We start from the raw sequence: 16,500 nt of genomic DNA on the forward strand, positions 1-16,500 counted from the left end.
ATGGCGGCAGCTTTGCGACCCTTACAACATTGCAGGCGAAAAGGCCCGCATTCTTTTGCTGCAATAGCGAAACAACTTGGCGCGCCCGGCTCGCGCAACCGGTGTCCGGCTCAGTCGGCCTCCTCGAGAGCAGTGCTGGCGTCCAGCCATCGTCCCTCGGCGGCAAGGATTTCGGCCTCGAGACCGGCGCGGCGCTTCAGCAGTTCCACCATGCCCCCACTCTGATTCTGACCATGGCCCTGCCCGGCTGGCGCGGCGGCCTGTGGGCCGGCGAGTGTCTGGTCCAGTGCTGCAAGTGCTGCCGTGAGCCGCTCGATCTCGGCCTCTGCCATGCGCACGGCCTTGCGAAGATCCTTCTGGCGTTCGCGCGTGTCGGCGGCGGCCTTGCGCTGCGCCTTGCGGTTGGCGGGCTGGTCCCTGGCACCGCCATTGCGCCCGCCGGCCGGATCGCGTGACAGCACGAACGCGATGTAATCCTCGATGCTGCCATCGAATTCGCGGGCCGTGCCGCCATCCACCAGCACCAGCCTGTCGGCTGTCATTTCCAGCATGTGGCGATCATGGCTTACGATCACCACGGCACCTGCATAGCCATTGAGCGCCTGCACAAGCGCCTCGCGCGCATCGACGTCGAGGTGGTTGGTCGGCTCGTCCAGTACCAGCAGATGGGGCGCGTCCCGGGTGATGAGCGCAAGCGCCAGCCGCGCCCTTTCCCCGCCCGACAGATGGCCGACTTCCGTTGTCGCCTTCGTGCCGGAAAAGCCGAAGCGGCCAAGCTGGGCGCGCACGGCAGCAGGCGTCTTGCCGGGCATCAGCCGGCTCATGTGCATGAGCGGCGTGTCGGCGCGGTCCAGTTCCTCGACCTGATACTGGGTGAAATAACCGACCTTCAGACGGCCGGAAGCCGTGACCTGCCCCACCATCGGCTGCAATTGCCCGGCCAGAAGCCGGGCGAGCGTGGTCTTGCCATTGCCGTTGCGGCCCAGAAGCGCGATCCGGTCCTCCGGGTCGATGTTGAGAGACAGGTTCTTCAGCACCAGCTCGGCCCCATAGCCCACCGCCACGCCATCCAGTGAAATGATCGGCGGCTTCAGCGCTTCCGGGTCCGGGAAATCGAAGCTGAGCGAGGGGTCGTCCACCAGTTCGGCGATGGGCTGCATGCGGGCCAGCGCCTTGGCGCGGGCCTGGGCCTGCCGCGCGGTCGACGCGCGCGCCGAATTGCGGGCGATATAATCCTGAAGCTTCTGCCGCTCGGCCTGCTGCTTCGCGCTGGCGGCGGCCAGCTGCGCCTGCCGTTCGGCCCGCTGGCGCTCAAAGGCATCATAACCACCGGGATAGAGGGTGAGCTTGCCATCCGAAAGATGCAGGATATGATCCACCACATTGTTCAGGAAATCCCGCTCGTGGCTCACGAGCAGGATGGTCGCCGGGCAGGATTTGAGGAAATCCTCCAGCCACAGCACCGCTTCAAGATCCAGATGGTTCGAAGGCTCGTCGAGCAGCAGGAGATCGGGGCTGGAAAACAGCAGCGCGGCGAGCGCCACGCGCATGCGCCACCCGCCCGAGAAACTGTCTAGCGGCCGGTGCTGGGCCTCTTCATCGAAGCCAAGCCCTACCAGGATGCGCGCTGCACGGGCGGGCGCAGAATGGGCCTCGATGGCAAGCAGCCGCTCGTGGATTTCGGCAATGCGCGAAGGGTCCTCGCAGGTTTCGCTTTCCGCCATCAGGGCGGCGCGCTCCGTGTCGGCGGCCAGCACCGTCTCGAACGGCGTCGCCTTGCCCGATGGCGCTTCCTGCGCAATGTGGCCGATGCGGCAGCCGCGCGGCATGTCCAGGCTGCCGCCATCCGGCTCGATCAGGCCTGACACCAGCTTCACCAGCGTGGATTTGCCGGCCCCGTTCCGGCCCACAAGCCCAATGCGGCCGCGCGTTGGCAGGCTGGCCGTGGCGCCATCGAGTATGGGCCGCCCGCCAAGGCGTACGGTTATGTCGGCAAGCGTGAGCATGGCGGCCGCTTAGACACGGGACATCGGCCACGGCAAGGGCTGCTGGCGCAAACATCTGGAACAAACATGGGGGTGGCGCCGGCACTCCGTTCGTGAAAGCATGGCGCCCTGCAAGGCACCCTGCATGGCGCGCCCGGCTGATCGGCAGCCTCGGGATGAATGAGGAAAGGGAGACAGAAAATGAAAGCCGTTCGCTACATCGAAACCGGCCGCCCGCCAGAAGTGGTGGACATTCCCACGCCCGCGCCCGGCCCCGGCCAGATCCTGGTGAAGATCGGTGGCGCCGGTGTCTGCCATTCCGACCTCCACGTCCTTGACCATGGCATCGGCATGCCCGGCCCCTTCACCCTGGGCCACGAGAATGCCGGCTGGATCTCGGCGCTCGGCGCCGGGGTGACGGGCTGGAAGGAAGGCGACCCGGTCGCCGTCTATGGCCCATGGGGCTGCGGCAGCTGCCACCACTGCCAGACCTCGGCTGAAAATTATTGCGAAAATCACGCGAGCATCCCCACCTTTGGCGGCGGCCTCGGGTCTGATGGCGGCATGGCCGATTACATGATCGTGCCCTCCCCGCGCCTGCTCGTGCCGCTGGGAACGCTCGATCCGGTGAAGGCCGCCCCGCTCAGCGACGCCGCCCTCACCCCCTATCATGCGATCAAGGCCGCCCTGCCGCTGCTGACACCCGAAGCAACCGTGCTGGTCCTCGGGATCGGCGGGCTGGGGCACATGGCGGTCCAGATCCTGAAGGCGATGACATCCGCGCGCATCATCGCGGGCGACATCGACGAAACGAAGCTTGAACATGCGCGCGAACTCGGGGCGGATCATGTCTTCAACAGCGGCTCCAACCAGGCGGCCGACCATGTCCGCGACCTTGCCGGCCCGCGCGGCATCACGGTGGCGCTCGATTTCGTGGGCGCACAATCCACCATCGATCTCTGCACGCAGGTGGTGGGCCGCGGCAGCCGCATCGCCGTCGTCGGGCTGGCGGGCGGCACGCTGCACTATGCAGCCAACTCACCGCCTTATGGCACCGATGTCTCCATTCCCTACTGGGGCTCCCGCAAGGAGCTGATGGAAGTGATCGCGCTGGCCGCCAATGGCCGCATCAGTGCCACGGTCGAGGCTTTTCCCCTCGACCAGGCGGTCGATGTCTATCAGCGCCTGCGCGAGGGGCGGATCAGGGGCCGCGCCGTTCTGAAGCCCTGATCCGCTGCCCGGGGAGAACCCGGACAGACGCTTTGGGCCTTGCCCTGCCGGCCTCCATGGGCCAGCAGGGCAGCCTGTTTCATGCATCTTCAAGGATAGACCGCCCATGAGCCTTCGCCGCGCCGCCATCGTCGCCCCCATCCGCACCGCCGTCGGCAAGTTCGGCGGCAGCCTTGCCGGGCTGGATGCCGGGCAGCTTGGCGCCGTGATCCTGAAGGCCCTGATGGAGCGCACGAAGATCGACCCCGCCCGCGTGGACGACGTGATCTTCGCCCAGGGCTATGGCAATGGCGAGGCACCCTGCATCGCCCACTGGGCCTGGCTTGCGGCCGGCCTGCCGATCGAGGTGCCGGGCTACCAGCTCGACCGCCGCTGCGGTTCGGGCCTGCAGGCAATCGTCAACGCGGCGATGATGGTGCAGACGGGCATGTCCGATGTGGTGGTGGCGGGCGGCGTCGAAAGCATGTCGAACGTCGAGCATTACACGACTGAAGTGCGCCGCGGCGTGCGCTCGGGCAATCTCACGCTGCATGACAGGCTGACGCGCGGCCGGGTCATGTCGCAGCCGGTCGAGCGCTTTGGCGTCATCACCGGCATGATCGAGACGGCAGAAAATCTTGCCCGTGATCATGGCATCAGCCGCGAGGATGCCGATGCCTATGCCGTGCGCTCGCACCAGCGGGCGACGGCCGCCTGGAAACAGGGCCTGTTCGCGGACGAACTCGTCCCCGTGCCGGTTCCGCAGCGCAAGGGCGACCCCATCCTCTTCGACCATGACGAAGGCTATCGCCCCGATGCCAGCATGGAGACGCTGGGCAAGCTGCGCGCCATCGAGGAAAAGACCATAGCCGGCGCCGTCGTCACGGCCGGCAATGCCAGCCAGCAGAATGATGCAGGGGCGGCCTGCCTCGTCGTGGCGGAAGACAAGCTGGAGGAACTGGGCCTTGAGCCGATCGCATGGTTCCACAGCTGGGCGGCCGCCGGCTGCGACCCGGCGCGCATGGGGATCGGCCCGGTTCCGGCTGTCGAGCGGCTGTTCGCCCGCACCGGGCTTGGCTGGTCCGATATCGACCTTGTGGAACTGAACGAGGCCTTCGCGCCGCAGGTTCTGGCCTGCCTGAAGGGCTGGGGGTGGAGCCGTGACGACAGCCGCCACGAAATCCTGAACGTCAACGGCTCGGGCATTTCGCTCGGCCACCCCATCGGGGCGACGGGTGGCCGCATCCTCGCCAACCTCACCCGCGAACTGGTGCGCCGTGGCGGCCGCTATGGCCTCGAGACCATGTGCATCGGCGGCGGCCAGGGCATTGCCGCCGTGTTCGAGCGGGCCTGAGCAAGGCCCGCCCGGTAAGACCGTGAGCGCCGCCCTATTGCCCGCAATAGGGTGGAAGCTTCACCGGGGCATTGCCCACCCGCTTGTGCCACACACCGCGTTCGTCCCGGTAATATTCACCGGGCGCCACCCGGTTCTGGAACAGTTCGCAGGCAGTTGCCGCTGCAACATCGGCAACCGTCACGCCGCGCTTGACGGCAAGGTCGGTATAAACGGCCTTCCGCTTGATGTTGATCTGGTCGACATGGGCCTTGAGCGTGCCGCCGCCACCGGTGCGCAGGCCAAGATAGCCATCGGCCTGTTCGCCGACTTCGCCGCCCGCGCGGGCTGCCTCGAGCACTGGGTCGGCCTGGGCCGTGGCGGGGACTGCCGCCAGCAGAAGCAGGCCGGCAAGGGCGCTCATGAAGGTGCCGCTCATGAAGGTCAGGCGCATCATACTCGGTTCCTTGTCAGTGTCTGGCAGATATTCAGAAATGGCCGGTTCAAAAGGAAAAGGTTCAGAACAGGCCGGGGTTGGTCTTGATCAGGTCCTTCACATCCTTTTCCAGCCGGATGATCACTTCCTGCCGGATATTGACGTTGAGGTTGATCTCGATCGGGCGGTCGGGCGCCTCCAGCTTCAGGCAGCCGGAAAGCATCGCCGGCAGCAACAGCATCGATATGATTTTCATCCTGTCCATCAGCTGGCCCTGTGATCCTTGCTCGTTTTCAGACTGCTATACCCGCCACCCTTACCGGGGCTGAACGGCTTTCGCACCCTCTTCCTCATCATCCAGTTCCTGGGCGTTGTCCGCAGAGGCGCGTATCATCGCCCGCGCATCGTGGAAGGATTCCGCCGTGCCGAGCAGATGCCGGAACGGCGCGCGCACGGTGATGTCGAAGCGGAAGGGAAGCCCCGTGGCGCCTGACTGCAACCCGCCACCCGGCTGGACCGGGGCTTCATTGCGGCCATCGATCAGCATTTCCGTCACCAGTTCGCCATCGAGGTCGCCATCGAACTTGAGGCGCATCGAGCGATAGCGGAGCTTCCTGAGCGCATCGAAGGCCATCTTGCCGCTGGCCCCCATGCTGTCCGCTCCGACATTGCCCAGATACTGCACCAGCCCGCCCGGTGCACGGGCGGAAAGCTCACCGCCCTCGATGCTGCCCCGCCCGCTGACGAACCGCAGCGGCAGCACCCCGTCGAATGTGCCCGTCGCGTTGATGTCCTTCAGGTTGAAGCCCTGCAGGAACAGCCCTGCATCAAGGCCGCTGGCCCTCAGCGTCATGGCAAGGACCGCCGAATCCGGGTCGACGAGAAGCGGATCGAGGGTGAGCCTGCCGCCGGCATAGGGCCATTCGGCTGCCTCCACCTGCAGCCGGCCACCACCGGGAAGGGAAAAGCGGATACGCCCGTCCTCCACCAGCACGCCGGGGTTCATCGAGGCGATCCGCATCTCCTGGCCGGGGGCCGAGACGAGGTCAAACAGATCCGTGAAACGGATGGCGCCATTGACCCCGGATACCGGCCCGAAGGCAGATGTTGCGAAGGAAATGTCCGACAGCGCCGCGCTGCCCGTGCCCCTGGCACCCGTCTCGTCCCACGCGAACGCGGCCTCGGCGGCGATCAGGCCTTCCACATTCTCGATCACGCCGCGCGCCAGCTCGCTCAGCTGATAGGGCTGAAGGGACTCCCCGAAGCGGAGCTGACCGGCATCGATGCGCGCGCTGCCGCGCCCAGATGGCAGATCATGCACGGCCCGCAGCGTGGCCAGCGCCAGCGGGGCTGCCTTGCCGCGCGGATGGGCAAGCCCGCCGCTGATGGTCAGCCTGTCGCCTTCCTGCGCCACGGAAGCGCCAGTCAGCAGCAACGGGTTGAACCGGGCGGGCGCCGCGCCATCGAGAAGGGTTGCTGAAAGACCCAAGACGCTGAGCCCGCCAGCACCCGCCGACCATTTGCCGGCAGCGTCGCGAACGGTGGCTGGAAGGGCCTCGCCGGAAAGGGAAAGCCCGCTGAACCGGCCCTCGGGCTGGCTCTTTCCGGGCTTCCGGGGCAGGCTGGCGGAAACATTGGCGCGCGCGCTGATCGCCCCAAGGCTGGCACGCACGGGAACAGGGCCAAGGGACAGGCCGTTTCGCCCGGCGACGAGTTTCATGGCCACCGTATCAATGCGGAACGCCTCGCCCTTGGGCCGCAAAGTGCCTGATAGGCGGACAGGCTGGATGCGAAGCGTGCCGGCAAGCCCACCCGAAAGGCCCGCCGGCCCGGTGCCAAAGCGCCCGTCCGGGCAGGCGGTGATACGGGCCGGCCCAAGTGTCACAGCTGGATGGCGAACAGCATCCACCGACAAAAGAGCGCATTCGGATGTGACCGCCAGCCCTTCGCCCGGACGTCCGGCAACCGCGCCCGTGAAGTCCAGCCCTTCCACACGCGCGCCATGACCGGTGCCGCCGGAATAGAGGAAACGCCCGGATGCGCTGATGGCGCCGGCGTCATAGGCCAGGTCTGCCGTCGGCACGGCAAGGCTGTCGGCCCCGCCCTGCCGGTCCCCGAGGCTCCAGCGCGGTATCCGGACCTGCAGGCGGACGCGCCCTTTCGAGGGCGGTGCGCCAGTCTCGAACCGCGCTTCGGAAAGGCTTCCATCGAGGGCCGGGAAACCACCGCCCGACAGGCTGATGCCCCCCGAAGCCGACAGCTGGCCCGAGGCCAGCTTCAGCCCCGATCCGCCGTCAAACAAGGCCTTTGCCCCGCTGCGGGACTGTGCGGCCAGCCGGGGCATGTGGAGCGCAAGGCCCTCCTGCCCCAGGGTGCCGGACAAGGGGGCTTCCACCGTAAAGGCGGAAGCAGCTCGCCGCGCCGCGCCCGCCATGGCCGTGGCAAGCGGCGGCGCGGAAGCCGGCAGGGCTGGCAGCAGCCCTTGCCGCACAGACAGGCCAGTGGCCTCGAGCGTACCGCTGAAGCCAAGGCCCTTTTCGACCCTTGCCTCATATGTCCCGCTGGCGGCCATGGCTCCGGCAACGCCCGCTGGCCAGCGGGCTTTTTCGGCACGCGCGTCCCAGGTTCCGCTGAGGCCATCGCGCCCGCCGGAAAAGCTGAGTGCAAAGGCGGGCTGCTCCACGCCCATGTCCAGCTGGCCGGCGGCTTCGGCGCCGGCACGCGCCTTGCCGCTCCAGCGGTGCATGCGTGCATCAGCCTGCGCCTCCAGCGACAGCACCAGCGCCCTGGCCCCCAGCCCGTCACAGCCGGCCTCCGCTGCCGCACCGTCGAATTGGAGCCGCACATGATCGGCGCCAGTGCCGAAGTGCAGCGTGCCGCGCTCCAGCCGCAGATGGCAGCCATTGGCTGAAAGCCGGGCCGGCAGCAGGCGCGCATCGCCTGCAAAGCCGTTCCGCAGCCGCCCCTCCCCCCACATGCGCGCCTCCACATCCCCCCAGGGCGATGCGAGGATGAAACGGCCGTCGCGCATCTGGACACCGATGTCAGGCAGCGGATCATCCGTGGTTTCGGGGATGAAGGGGTCGAGCACGCCAAAGCCCAGCCGCCCTTCGGCATCGAGCGTCGCGCGGATCAGCGGCGCATCGAGTTCAACATGCTTGGCCTTGGGGTTCCAGGGCAGTCCGCCAAGGGTGATCCGCACGCGGCTGGCTTTGAAATCGGGGCGGTCGGCCGGGCCAAGGCGCACATTCCTGAATTCGACCACGTCAGGTCCCAGCCGTTCGAGGCTGTAGTCCCCCTCGATGGCCTGATCCGCAAGCCAGATGTCGATTGCCGGTTCGGCAAGACGCTGCCGGCCATGCCACAGGGCCAGCACAGAGACGCCTGCCACCAGAAGATAGGCGGCCAGCCGTAGACGCCGGCGGCGAGGGGTCTGGCTGGTCGGCGGCGTCATTGCCCCTCCATTCCAACAGCATGCCAGACCCGCATGCAAGCCGTGGGCACGAAAGCACTTGCATAGACGGGACGGCGCGCACAGGCACGGCCCGCAAGTGAAACTGAACAGAGGACCGGCTCGCAATGCCCGGCACGAAAAGCCCGCACCCACCATCAGCCCCCAGAGTGCTGGGTGCAAGCCTTGTCGGCACGTCGGTGGAATTCTACGATTTCTACATCTACGCGACCGCTGCGGCCCTTGTTTTCGGCCCGCTCTTTTTCCCGGTGGAATCGCCCTCTGCACAGTTGCTCGCAGCCTATGCGAGCTTCGGTGTCGCCTTCATTGCGCGCCCCGTCGGCGCTGCGGCCTTCGGCCATTTCGGAGACCGCATCGGCCGCAAGTCCACCCTTGTCGCCTCATTGCTCATCATGGGCATCTCGACCCTTCTGATCGCTTTCCTGCCTACCTATGCCATGATCGGCTGGCTGGCCCCGCTGTTCCTGTGCCTGCTGCGCTTTGGTCAGGGCTTCGGGCTGGGCGGCGAATGGGGCGGCGCGGCCCTTCTTGCGGTTGAAAATGCGCCCAGGGGCTGGAAAGCGCGCTACGGCATGTTCCCGCAGCTTGGCGCGCCTGTCGGCTTCATCGCCTCCAACGGCATGTTCCTGCTTCTGGGCCTGGCGCTCAGCGATGCCGAATTCCGCGAATGGGGCTGGCGCATTCCCTTCCTTGCCAGCGCGCTGCTTGTCGTCATCGGCCTCTGGGTGCGCACCCGGCTTACTGAAACGCCGGCCTTCGCCGAAGCGCTGCGCGAAGCCCCGCCGCCAAAGGTTCCGCTTGCCGAAGTTATCCGGCACCATGGCCGCCAGCTGTTCGCCGGCACTTTCGCCGTGGTTGCCTGCTTTGCAATCTTCTACCTCGCCACGGCTTTCGCACTGGGCCATGGCACCGTGGCACAGGGTATCGAGCGGGAGGATTTCCTGCTTGTCCAGCTGTTTGCCATCATTTTCATGGCTGCGGGCATCATCTTCGCCGGCTGGTGGGCCGACAGGACAACCCCGCGCTTCGTGCTGATGCTGGGCTGCATCGCCACCATCCCCACAGGCCTTCTGATGGCGCCGATGATGGAAAGCGGCTCCCTGCTGCTGACAGGCGCCTTTCTGTCGCTTGCCCTGTTCGTGATGGGGCTGGTCTATGGCCCGCTTGGCGCCTATCTGCCCGGCCTGTTTCCGGCCCGCGTGCGCTACACGGGGGCATCCATGGCCTTCAACATCGGCGGAATCCTCGGTGGCGCCATGACCCCGATCGTCGCGCAGGCCCTTGCCGGCAATGGCTCGCTGCTTCCGGTCGGCCTTTATCTGGCGGCCGCCGGTGTCCTCAGCTTCATCGGCCTTGCCATCGCCCGGCCAGAGGGCTGAAGCGCCTTCGCGGTTGCGCAAGCGCCACAGCGCATTAGAAGCAGAGCCGTAACCGGATATCAGCAAGAGGACAGGATGCGCCAGTTCACCCAGGAACAGATTATGTTCCGCGACGCCTATCGCCGCTTCCTCGCGGACGAGATCGAGCCCAGCATGGAAGCCTGGCGCGAAGCCGGAATCGTCGACCGCATCGCCTTCGAGAAGGCCGGCAAGCTCGGCTTCCTGATGATCTGGCCCGACGAGAAATATGGCGGCATGGGCGATACCGACTTCCGCTACGAACAGATCATCATCGAGGAGACGCTCCGGGTCGGGTGCAAGCAGTGGTACAACACCCTGCACAGCCGCATCGTCGGCCCCTATTTCCAGCGCTTCGGCACCGAGGAACAGCGTGAACGCTTCCTGCCGCCCGCCGTGCGCGGGGAAAGCATCCTTGCCATCGCCATGACCGAGCCGGGCGCCGGCAGCGACCTCGCCGGCATGCGCACCACGGCCGAGGACAAGGGCGACCATTTCCTGCTGAATGGCTCCAAGACCTATATCTCGAACGGCATCAACGCCGATGTCGTGATCGTGGCGGCCAAGCTCGCGGGCGCGGAAAAGAAGCACGCCATGGTTCTGCTCATTGTCGAGCGGGGCATGGAAGGGTTCGAGCGTGGCCGCAACCTGAAGAAGATGGGCATGCCCGCGCAGGATACGGCCGAACTGTTCTTCAAGGATGTGAAGGTGCCCAAGGCCAATGTGCTCGGCGAGCCGGGCAAGGGCTTTTATTATCTGATGGAAGGCCTGGCAGAAGAGCGGCTGATCTCGGCCGTGGGCAGCGCCACCAATGCGCGCCGCGCCTTCGACATCACCCGCGATTATGTCATGCAGCGCCAGATCTTCGGCAAGCCGCTTTCGGAACAGCAGAACACCCAGTTCCGCATGGCCGAAATGGATACCGAAATCGATCTCGTGCAGCTTTATGTCGATCACTGCGTCCACGCCCACAATCAGGGCCAGCTGACAAGCAACATGGGCGCCAAGGCCAAGATGATGGCCTCCGAAGTCGAATGGAAGATGCTCGATCTTGGCGTGCAGCTGCACGGCGGCGCCGGCTTCATGGATGAATATCCCATCAGCCGCATGTTCTCCGACGCGCGAATCAACCGCATCCTTGCCGGAAGCTCGGAAGTGATGCGGCTGATCATCGGGCGGGATGTCTTCTCGCAGACCTACAAGAGCCTGCTCGACTGATGGCGGGCTTCAGCGCACGCGACCTGCTGGGAGCCTGGCGGCTTGTATCCAGCATCAACTATCGCAACGAGGCAGGCACCCCCAGCTTCGGTACCCCGCCCGCGGGCCAGATCCAGTATACGGACGACGGCTGCATGTCGGCCTTCCTGATGGACCCGGAATGGGTGAAACGCGGGCAGGCGGAAGCCGACAGCTTCACCGATTTCTTCGCCTATGCCGGGCACTGGAGCCTGGAAGGCGACAAGGTGCGCCACCGGATCGCCTTTGCATCCGTGCCCGGCCGGGTCGGCACGGAATTCGTGCGCACCGTCCATGTCCTCGGGCCGGACAGGATCGAACTGGTGACGGAGCCGGAAACCTCGAAATCGGGCGCCGTCTACATCACCCGGCTGGTCTGGGAACGGGTAAAGCCGCGCGCGGCCTGACGCGCCGGCGGCAAGTCCAGCCCGGAAATGATTGCGCCGACCCCATCCCAAGGGCCGGCGCATGTCATTCAGCCCTCAGGCGTCGGCCTTCACGGGCGGTTCGGTATAGGATGCATTGGCGGTGATCACCGCGTCGGGCGTCGCCAGCATCTTCATGTAGGCATCCTTCGGATAGGCCATGTGCGGCTTTGCCGGGTCATAGGGCGGCTGTGGCACCGGGCTCGGGCCGGTATAGGCCACCGGGTTGCGGAACTGCGCGGCCTCTTCCAGGCTGATTCCGGCCTTTTCCAGAACCGCCGGGTCGATCCACCTGTCCGGGTCGAGCGTTACCGACGATGTCGCGACTTCCAGCGTCATCTGGTCCGGCCCGGCGAAATAGATCGACTTGCACATGCCATGGTCGATCGGCCCCAGCACATTCACGCCATGGCTTCTGATCCGGTCACGGATGGCGACGAGATCGGCTTCGCTGGCCACCCGGAACGCCAGATGCTGCAGCGTGCCCGGCGCGCAGACATTGGCGCCGCTTCCCGAATGGGTCTTGCCCAGTTCCACCGGAATGCCTTCCGTGCCCGGCAGATAGACCAGCGAGAAATAGCTGAAGTCGTTCATCTTCAGAAAGGCATGCAGGCCACCCGGCACGCCATGCATGTCGAACAGCCCTACAAGCGGGCAGCCCATCACCTCGGAGAAGAAGCGGATATGCTCCTTCATGTTGCCGGCCATGAAGGCCAGGTGGTGAATACCGTTCAGCAATTGTGTCATTCCGTCCTCCCAAGTCGTGCCCTGCCCTGGCTGGTCAGGAAACCACCCAGCAAGGCATCAAGCACCATGGCTTCGTGCGCGACACGCCCTTCGGGGGCGCCCGCGTCCACATCGAATGCGCCGCGGATCAGCGGCGAAAGATTGATCACGCCGGCAGCCCCGGCCTGCAGCGTCACGACGATCTGTTCCGGCGGATAGGGCTTCAGGTCGCCTTCGGCGATTGCGCGCTCCACCACATCGGCCATGCGTTTCAGCCGCGGGCCGAGAAACTGGTCCACCAGCCAGTCCAGCCGGTCTCCGGCGGCCATGCCTTCCAGCGCCACGATGCGGCCGAGCGCGGGATTGCCCCAGCTGACATGCAGGAACAGCCGCATCGAGCTCTGGAGTTGCAGGATCGCCGGGGCGTCATGCAGCGCGAGAAAGACCAGTTCCTCGCCTTCCACGGCTGTGCGCACGCTCAGCATGGCGCTCTGCCACAGGCGCTCCTTGTCCTCGTAATGATAGTGCAGCGCCGGCTGCGACACGCCGGCTGCCTCGGCAATGCCGGCCATGGTCACCCGCTCGAAGCCAAGCCGCGAAAACTGGTCAACCGCCACGTCCAGAATGCGCGCAGCCGTCGCGCCACCCTTGCTGGTGACAGCGGGCCGGTGTGCGGGGCTGGTCTGGCTGTTTGCCATGGAAGGATTGACTCTCTAATCCTGTTTCCTGATCTTTTAATCAGAAATCGACGGCGCTACAAGCCTGAGGGGATCCGGTCCGGATGGGCGGGTCATGATATCGAGGGAGGACTATGATGAACGTGGTGCGTGAACCCTATGGCTTCGTCCACACCGAGACGAGCAAGATCAAGGAAACCTATGGTGGCCCGACGGGCCGTGTGTTCGTGGAATGCATGCGGATCCGCCCTGAAACAGGCGACTCGAAAACGGTGATCCTGTTCAGCCACCCCATCGGGGGCGGCTCCTTCCTGCCGCTCGTCACCGCGCTGGCGCGCGCCGGCCGGCATGTCATCTACTGCAACCCGCGCTACCGCGGGAATGACACCGCGCTCATCATGGAAAAATGCCTTCTCGACCTTGGTGCCTGCATTGCCGACCTGAAGACACGCTTCGGCTATGAAAAGGTGATTCTGGGCGGCTGGTCCGGCGGCGGCTCGCTTTCCCTTTTCTACCAGGACCAGGCCGAACACCCGACCATCACCGAAACCCCCGCCGGCGACGCGGTGGACATCAAGGGCGCCGGGCTGCAGCCGGCAGATGGAATCATGCTGCTTGCGGCGCACATCAGCCGCTCCGTCACCATGACGGAATGGCTCGACCCGTCCGTCACCGATGAAAGCCGCCCCTTCGACCGTGACGTGAGCCTCAACATCTACGACCCGGCCTGCCCCGAGAAGCCGCCCTATTCGCCCGAATTCGTCGCGCGCTTCCGCGCCGCGCAGATCGCGCGCAACCGGCGCATCACCGCCTATGCCAAGGCGGAACTGGAAAAGCTGCGCGCCACGGGCAAGGGCGACCAGGAACGCTGCTTCACAGTGCAGGGCACCATGAGCGACGTGCGCTGGACAGACCCGACGCAGGACCCATCCGACCGCCCTCCATACACCTGCTATCTCGGCGACCCGGTGATCGCGAACGACGGGCCAGTCGGCCTCGGCCGCTTCACCACGCTGCGGTCATGGCTGTCACAGTGGAGCTATGATGAAAGCCGCGCCAACGGCATCGTGAACGCCGGCCGCATCAGCTGCCCCGTTCTCGTCATCAACAACTCGGCGGATCTCGCCTGCACGCCAAGCCACGCCCAGCGGCTCTTCGACGCCGTCGCCTCCACGGACAAGGCGTTCGTAAACATCGAGGGCGCGGACCATTATTACACCGACCGGCCCGACCTGCTGCCCAAGGCAACGGCGGCGGTCGGTGAATGGCTGGACGCGCGCAACTTCATCTGAGGCCAATCAGGGGTGGCAGCCGGCGGCTGCCACCCCTGAAGAATAGCCAGAACAGGCGGCCTCAGGCCGTAATCCAGCGCAAGGCGGCCTCAGGCCGTAATCCAGCGCAAGGCGGCCTCAGGCCGTAATCCAGCGCAAGGCGGCCTCAGGCCGCCAGGGCCAGTTCCGTCGCCTGGCGGATGGCGCGCTTGGCGTCGAGTTCGGCGGCTTCATAGGCCCCGCCCACAAGCGTCGCATCCACGCCTTCGGCTACAAGCGCGTCGTAAAGCGACCGCTCAGGTGTCTGGCCGGCGCAGATGATCACCGTGTCCACATCGAACAGCACGGGCTTGCCATCGATCAGCGTGTGCAGGCCGGCATCGTCGATCCCGACATACTCGACCCCGCCCACCATCTTCACGCCACGGCGCTGCAGGGTGATGCGGTGGGTCCAGCCGGTGGTGCGGCCAAGCGTCTTGCCGACAGCGCTGGTCTTGCGCTGCATCAGGGTCACTTCGCGACCGGATGTGGCGACGACCGGCTCCACGCCCGTGACACCGCCGCGCGGATGGTTCCTGAAATCAATGCCCCATTCCCTGGCGAAGACATCGACATCGAGCGCCGCGGAAGTCCCTTCATGGGTGATCAGTTCTGCCACATCGAAGCCGATGCCGCCCGCCCCCATGATGGCGACCTTGCGGCCAATGGGCTTCCGGCCGAGGATCGCGTCGATGTAGCTGACCGCCTTGGGGTGATCGATGCCGGGAATCCCGGGCGTGCGGGGGGTAATGCCCGTCGCCACGATCACCCGATCATGGCCAGCGGCCTTGAGCATCGCAGCATCCACCCGCGTGCCGAGCTTCAGCTCGACCCCGTGCACATCGATCATGCGGCGGAAATAGCGCAGCGTCTCGTGGAATTCCTCCTTGCCCGGCACGCGCTTGGCAAGGTTGAACTGCCCACCGATCTCGCTTGCCGCATCATAGAGCGTGACCTTGTGGCCGCGCTCGGCCGCCAGCGTTGCAAAGGCAAGACCAGCCGGCCCCGCGCCGACGACGGCGATGCGCTGCGGCGTCGTTGCCGGCTCGAGCTTCAGCTCCGTCTCGCGGCAGGCGCGCGCATTCACGAGGCAGCTTGTTTCCTGGCCGGTGAAGGTGTGGTCGAGACAGGCCTGGTTGCAGGCGATGCAGGTGTTGATCTCGTCCTCGCGGCCTTCCAGCGCCTTCTTCACCAGCGCCGGGTCGGCCAGCATCGGCCGCGCCATGGAAACGATGTCGGCATCGCCGCGCGCCAGCACTTCCTCGGCAACGGCCGGCATGTTGATCCGGTTGCTGGTGATCAGCGGGATCGACAGCTCCTTGCGCAGCCGGCCGGTCACCTGCGTGAAGGCCGCGCGCGGCACCATGGTGGCGATGGTGGGCACGAAAGCCTCGTGCCAGCAGAAGTGGGTGCTGATGATGTTCGTGCCAACGGCCTCGATCGCCTTCGCGAGCGACACCACTTCTTCCCAGGCCAGACCGCCCTGAAGCATGTCCATCGCCGAAATGCGGAAGATGACGATGAAATCGGGGCCGACGGCCTCGCGCACCGCGCGCATCACCTCGACGGCGAAGCGCATGCGGTTTTCCCAGCTGCCGCCCCATTCGTCGGTGCGCTGGTTGGTCTTTTCCACGAGGAAGGTGGAAATCAGATAGCCGGCCGAGCCGATCACCTCCACGCCGTCATAGCCCGCTTCCTTCGCCAGCCGGGCGCAGTTGGCGAAATCGGCGATCTGCTTGCGGATGCCCGCATCATCCAGCTCATTCGGCACGAAGGCGCCGATACGCGAGCGCAGGGCGGAAGGCGCAACGCAGTCCGGCGTGCCGGCAAGCGGGCCGCTGTGCAGGATCTGCATGCAGATCTTAACGTCAGGGCCGGCGGCATGCACGGCATCCGTCACATGGCGGTGCATCGGCACCTCTTCGGGGGTGGAAAGCTTGGCGCCGCGCCCGCCCTCGCTGTTGGGGGCAATGCCGCCGGTGATGATCATGCCGACCCCGCCCTTCACGCGCTCCACGAAATAGGCAGCAAGGCGCTCGGCGGCGTCGGGCACATCCTCGAGGCCGGTGTGCATCGAACCCATCAGGATCCGGTTCTTGATCCGGGTGAAGCCGAGATCGAGCGGCGCGAAGACATGGGGGTATTTCTGCAGTGCGTTCATGGGTGGGTGGCCCTCGTGAATCGGCCCTGTTCACTGGGCCTGTCTGGTCACCTTGCAATCACGGCTTCGCGCCGCGCAAAACTGGCAAAAGCGCGATTGCGCGCATATTCGCACGCAATCGCGCCGGAATGCC

At 65.9% G+C, this 16,500-nt stretch carries 13 protein-coding genes; 6 read left to right on the plus strand and 7 right to left on the minus strand.

Annotated elements, in window-relative coordinates:
• Positions 1 to 110: 110 nt before the first annotated feature.
• The gene (locus ACUJ46_RS07185) at positions 111 to 2,006 is read right to left on the minus strand and encodes an ABC-F family ATP-binding cassette domain-containing protein (RefSeq protein WP_445389786.1); all 1,896 of its coding nucleotides are present in this window, start codon (positions 2,004 to 2,006) and stop codon (positions 111 to 113) included.
• Between the two features lie 180 nt (positions 2,007 to 2,186).
• Here ACUJ46_RS07185 and ACUJ46_RS07190 point away from each other — a divergent pair, with 180 nt between their 5' ends.
• Both ACUJ46_RS07190 and ACUJ46_RS07195 read left to right on the plus strand, forming a co-directional pair.
• The gene (locus ACUJ46_RS07190) at positions 2,187 to 3,215 is read left to right on the plus strand and encodes an NAD(P)-dependent alcohol dehydrogenase (protein ID WP_445389787.1); all 1,029 of its coding nucleotides are present in this window, start codon (positions 2,187 to 2,189) and stop codon (positions 3,213 to 3,215) included.
• Between the two features lie 106 nt (positions 3,216 to 3,321).
• Positions 3,322 to 4,548: an acetyl-CoA C-acetyltransferase gene (locus ACUJ46_RS07195; RefSeq protein ID WP_445389788.1), complete on the plus strand. Its 1,227-nt coding sequence runs from the start codon at positions 3,322 to 3,324 to the stop codon at positions 4,546 to 4,548.
• 34 nt (positions 4,549 to 4,582) lie between these two features.
• Here ACUJ46_RS07195 and ACUJ46_RS07200 read toward each other — a convergent pair whose 3' ends face one another.
• From ACUJ46_RS07200 to ACUJ46_RS07210, 3 genes are all read right to left on the minus strand, one after another.
• Positions 4,583 to 4,984 (minus strand): DUF1318 domain-containing protein, encoded by a 402-nt coding sequence (locus ACUJ46_RS07200; RefSeq protein ID WP_445389789.1) that lies wholly within the window; start codon positions 4,982 to 4,984, stop codon positions 4,583 to 4,585.
• Between the two features lie 61 nt (positions 4,985 to 5,045).
• Positions 5,046 to 5,219 carry a YnbE family lipoprotein gene (locus tag ACUJ46_RS07205; protein WP_445390142.1) on the minus strand — a complete coding sequence of 58 codons (174 nt, stop codon included), beginning with the start codon at positions 5,217 to 5,219 and terminating at the stop codon, positions 5,046 to 5,048.
• Positions 5,220 to 5,279: 60 nt separating this feature from the next.
• Complete coding sequence (locus ACUJ46_RS07210; RefSeq protein WP_445389790.1) at positions 5,280 to 8,417, minus strand: intermembrane phospholipid transport protein YdbH family protein; 3,138 nt, start codon at positions 8,415 to 8,417, stop codon at positions 5,280 to 5,282.
• 125 nt (positions 8,418 to 8,542) lie between these two features.
• Between ACUJ46_RS07210 and ACUJ46_RS07215 the strand changes: the two genes are divergently transcribed.
• The 3 genes from ACUJ46_RS07215 (at position 8,543) to ACUJ46_RS07225 (ending at position 11,475) form a co-directional block, all read left to right on the plus strand.
• Complete coding sequence (locus tag ACUJ46_RS07215) at positions 8,543 to 9,814, plus strand: MFS transporter (protein WP_445389791.1); 1,272 nt, start codon at positions 8,543 to 8,545, stop codon at positions 9,812 to 9,814.
• Between the two features lie 75 nt (positions 9,815 to 9,889).
• Entirely contained in the window at positions 9,890 to 11,050 is a 1,161-nt protein-coding gene (locus ACUJ46_RS07220; protein ID WP_445389792.1) for an acyl-CoA dehydrogenase family protein, read from the plus strand.
• On the plus strand, positions 11,050 to 11,475 hold the full coding sequence (locus ACUJ46_RS07225; protein ID WP_445389793.1) for a lipocalin-like domain-containing protein: 426 nt from the start codon (positions 11,050 to 11,052) through the stop codon (positions 11,473 to 11,475). The genes ACUJ46_RS07220 and ACUJ46_RS07225 overlap by 1 nt, the downstream gene beginning before the upstream one ends.
• Before the next feature lie 75 nt (positions 11,476 to 11,550).
• Here ACUJ46_RS07225 and ACUJ46_RS07230 read toward each other — a convergent pair whose 3' ends face one another.
• Together ACUJ46_RS07230 and ACUJ46_RS07235 are read right to left on the minus strand one after the other, a co-directional pair.
• Positions 11,551 to 12,240 (minus strand): VOC family protein, encoded by a 690-nt coding sequence (locus ACUJ46_RS07230; RefSeq protein ID WP_445389794.1) that lies wholly within the window; start codon positions 12,238 to 12,240, stop codon positions 11,551 to 11,553.
• Positions 12,237 to 12,917, minus strand: coding sequence for a TetR/AcrR family transcriptional regulator (locus ACUJ46_RS07235; protein WP_445389795.1), 681 nt, complete (start codon positions 12,915 to 12,917; stop codon positions 12,237 to 12,239). Before ACUJ46_RS07235 ends, ACUJ46_RS07230 begins: the two co-directional genes overlap by 4 nt.
• Before the next feature lie 116 nt (positions 12,918 to 13,033).
• Between ACUJ46_RS07235 and ACUJ46_RS07240 the strand changes: the two genes are divergently transcribed.
• Positions 13,034 to 14,188: an alpha/beta hydrolase family protein gene (locus ACUJ46_RS07240; protein WP_445389796.1), complete on the plus strand. Its 1,155-nt coding sequence runs from the start codon at positions 13,034 to 13,036 to the stop codon at positions 14,186 to 14,188.
• A 145-nt stretch (positions 14,189 to 14,333) separates the two neighbouring features.
• On the opposite strand, the gene ACUJ46_RS07245 is transcribed toward ACUJ46_RS07240, so the two are convergent.
• Complete coding sequence (locus ACUJ46_RS07245) at positions 14,334 to 16,367, minus strand: oxidoreductase (protein WP_445389797.1); 2,034 nt, start codon at positions 16,365 to 16,367, stop codon at positions 14,334 to 14,336.
• Between the last annotated feature and the right edge of the window lie 133 nt (positions 16,368 to 16,500).

This window comes from Sandaracinobacteroides sp. A072, assembly GCF_052616365.1.

Coding starts and splice junctions, on each gene's coding strand:
- ACUJ46_RS07190 (WP_445389787.1), top strand. CDS start 2,187: ATGAAAGCCGTTCGCTACATCGAAACCGGCCGCCCGCCAGAAGTGGTG.
- ACUJ46_RS07230 (WP_445389794.1), bottom strand. CDS start 12,240: ATGACACAATTGCTGAACGGTATTCACCACCTGGCCTTCATGGCCGGC.
- ACUJ46_RS07195 (WP_445389788.1), top strand. CDS start 3,322: ATGAGCCTTCGCCGCGCCGCCATCGTCGCCCCCATCCGCACCGCCGTC.
- ACUJ46_RS07235 (WP_445389795.1), bottom strand. CDS start 12,917: ATGGCAAACAGCCAGACCAGCCCCGCACACCGGCCCGCTGTCACCAGC.
- ACUJ46_RS07215 (WP_445389791.1), top strand. CDS start 8,543: ATGCCCGGCACGAAAAGCCCGCACCCACCATCAGCCCCCAGAGTGCTG.
- ACUJ46_RS07205 (WP_445390142.1), bottom strand. CDS start 5,219: ATGAAAATCATATCGATGCTGTTGCTGCCGGCGATGCTTTCCGGCTGC.
- ACUJ46_RS07220 (WP_445389792.1), top strand. CDS start 9,890: ATGCGCCAGTTCACCCAGGAACAGATTATGTTCCGCGACGCCTATCGC.
- ACUJ46_RS07240 (WP_445389796.1), top strand. CDS start 13,034: ATGAACGTGGTGCGTGAACCCTATGGCTTCGTCCACACCGAGACGAGC.
- ACUJ46_RS07200 (WP_445389789.1), bottom strand. CDS start 4,984: ATGATGCGCCTGACCTTCATGAGCGGCACCTTCATGAGCGCCCTTGCC.
- ACUJ46_RS07245 (WP_445389797.1), bottom strand. CDS start 16,367: ATGAACGCACTGCAGAAATACCCCCATGTCTTCGCGCCGCTCGATCTC.
- ACUJ46_RS07185 (WP_445389786.1), bottom strand. CDS start 2,006: ATGCTCACGCTTGCCGACATAACCGTACGCCTTGGCGGGCGGCCCATA.
- ACUJ46_RS07210 (WP_445389790.1), bottom strand. CDS start 8,417: ATGACGCCGCCGACCAGCCAGACCCCTCGCCGCCGGCGTCTACGGCTG.
- ACUJ46_RS07225 (WP_445389793.1), top strand. CDS start 11,050: ATGGCGGGCTTCAGCGCACGCGACCTGCTGGGAGCCTGGCGGCTTGTA.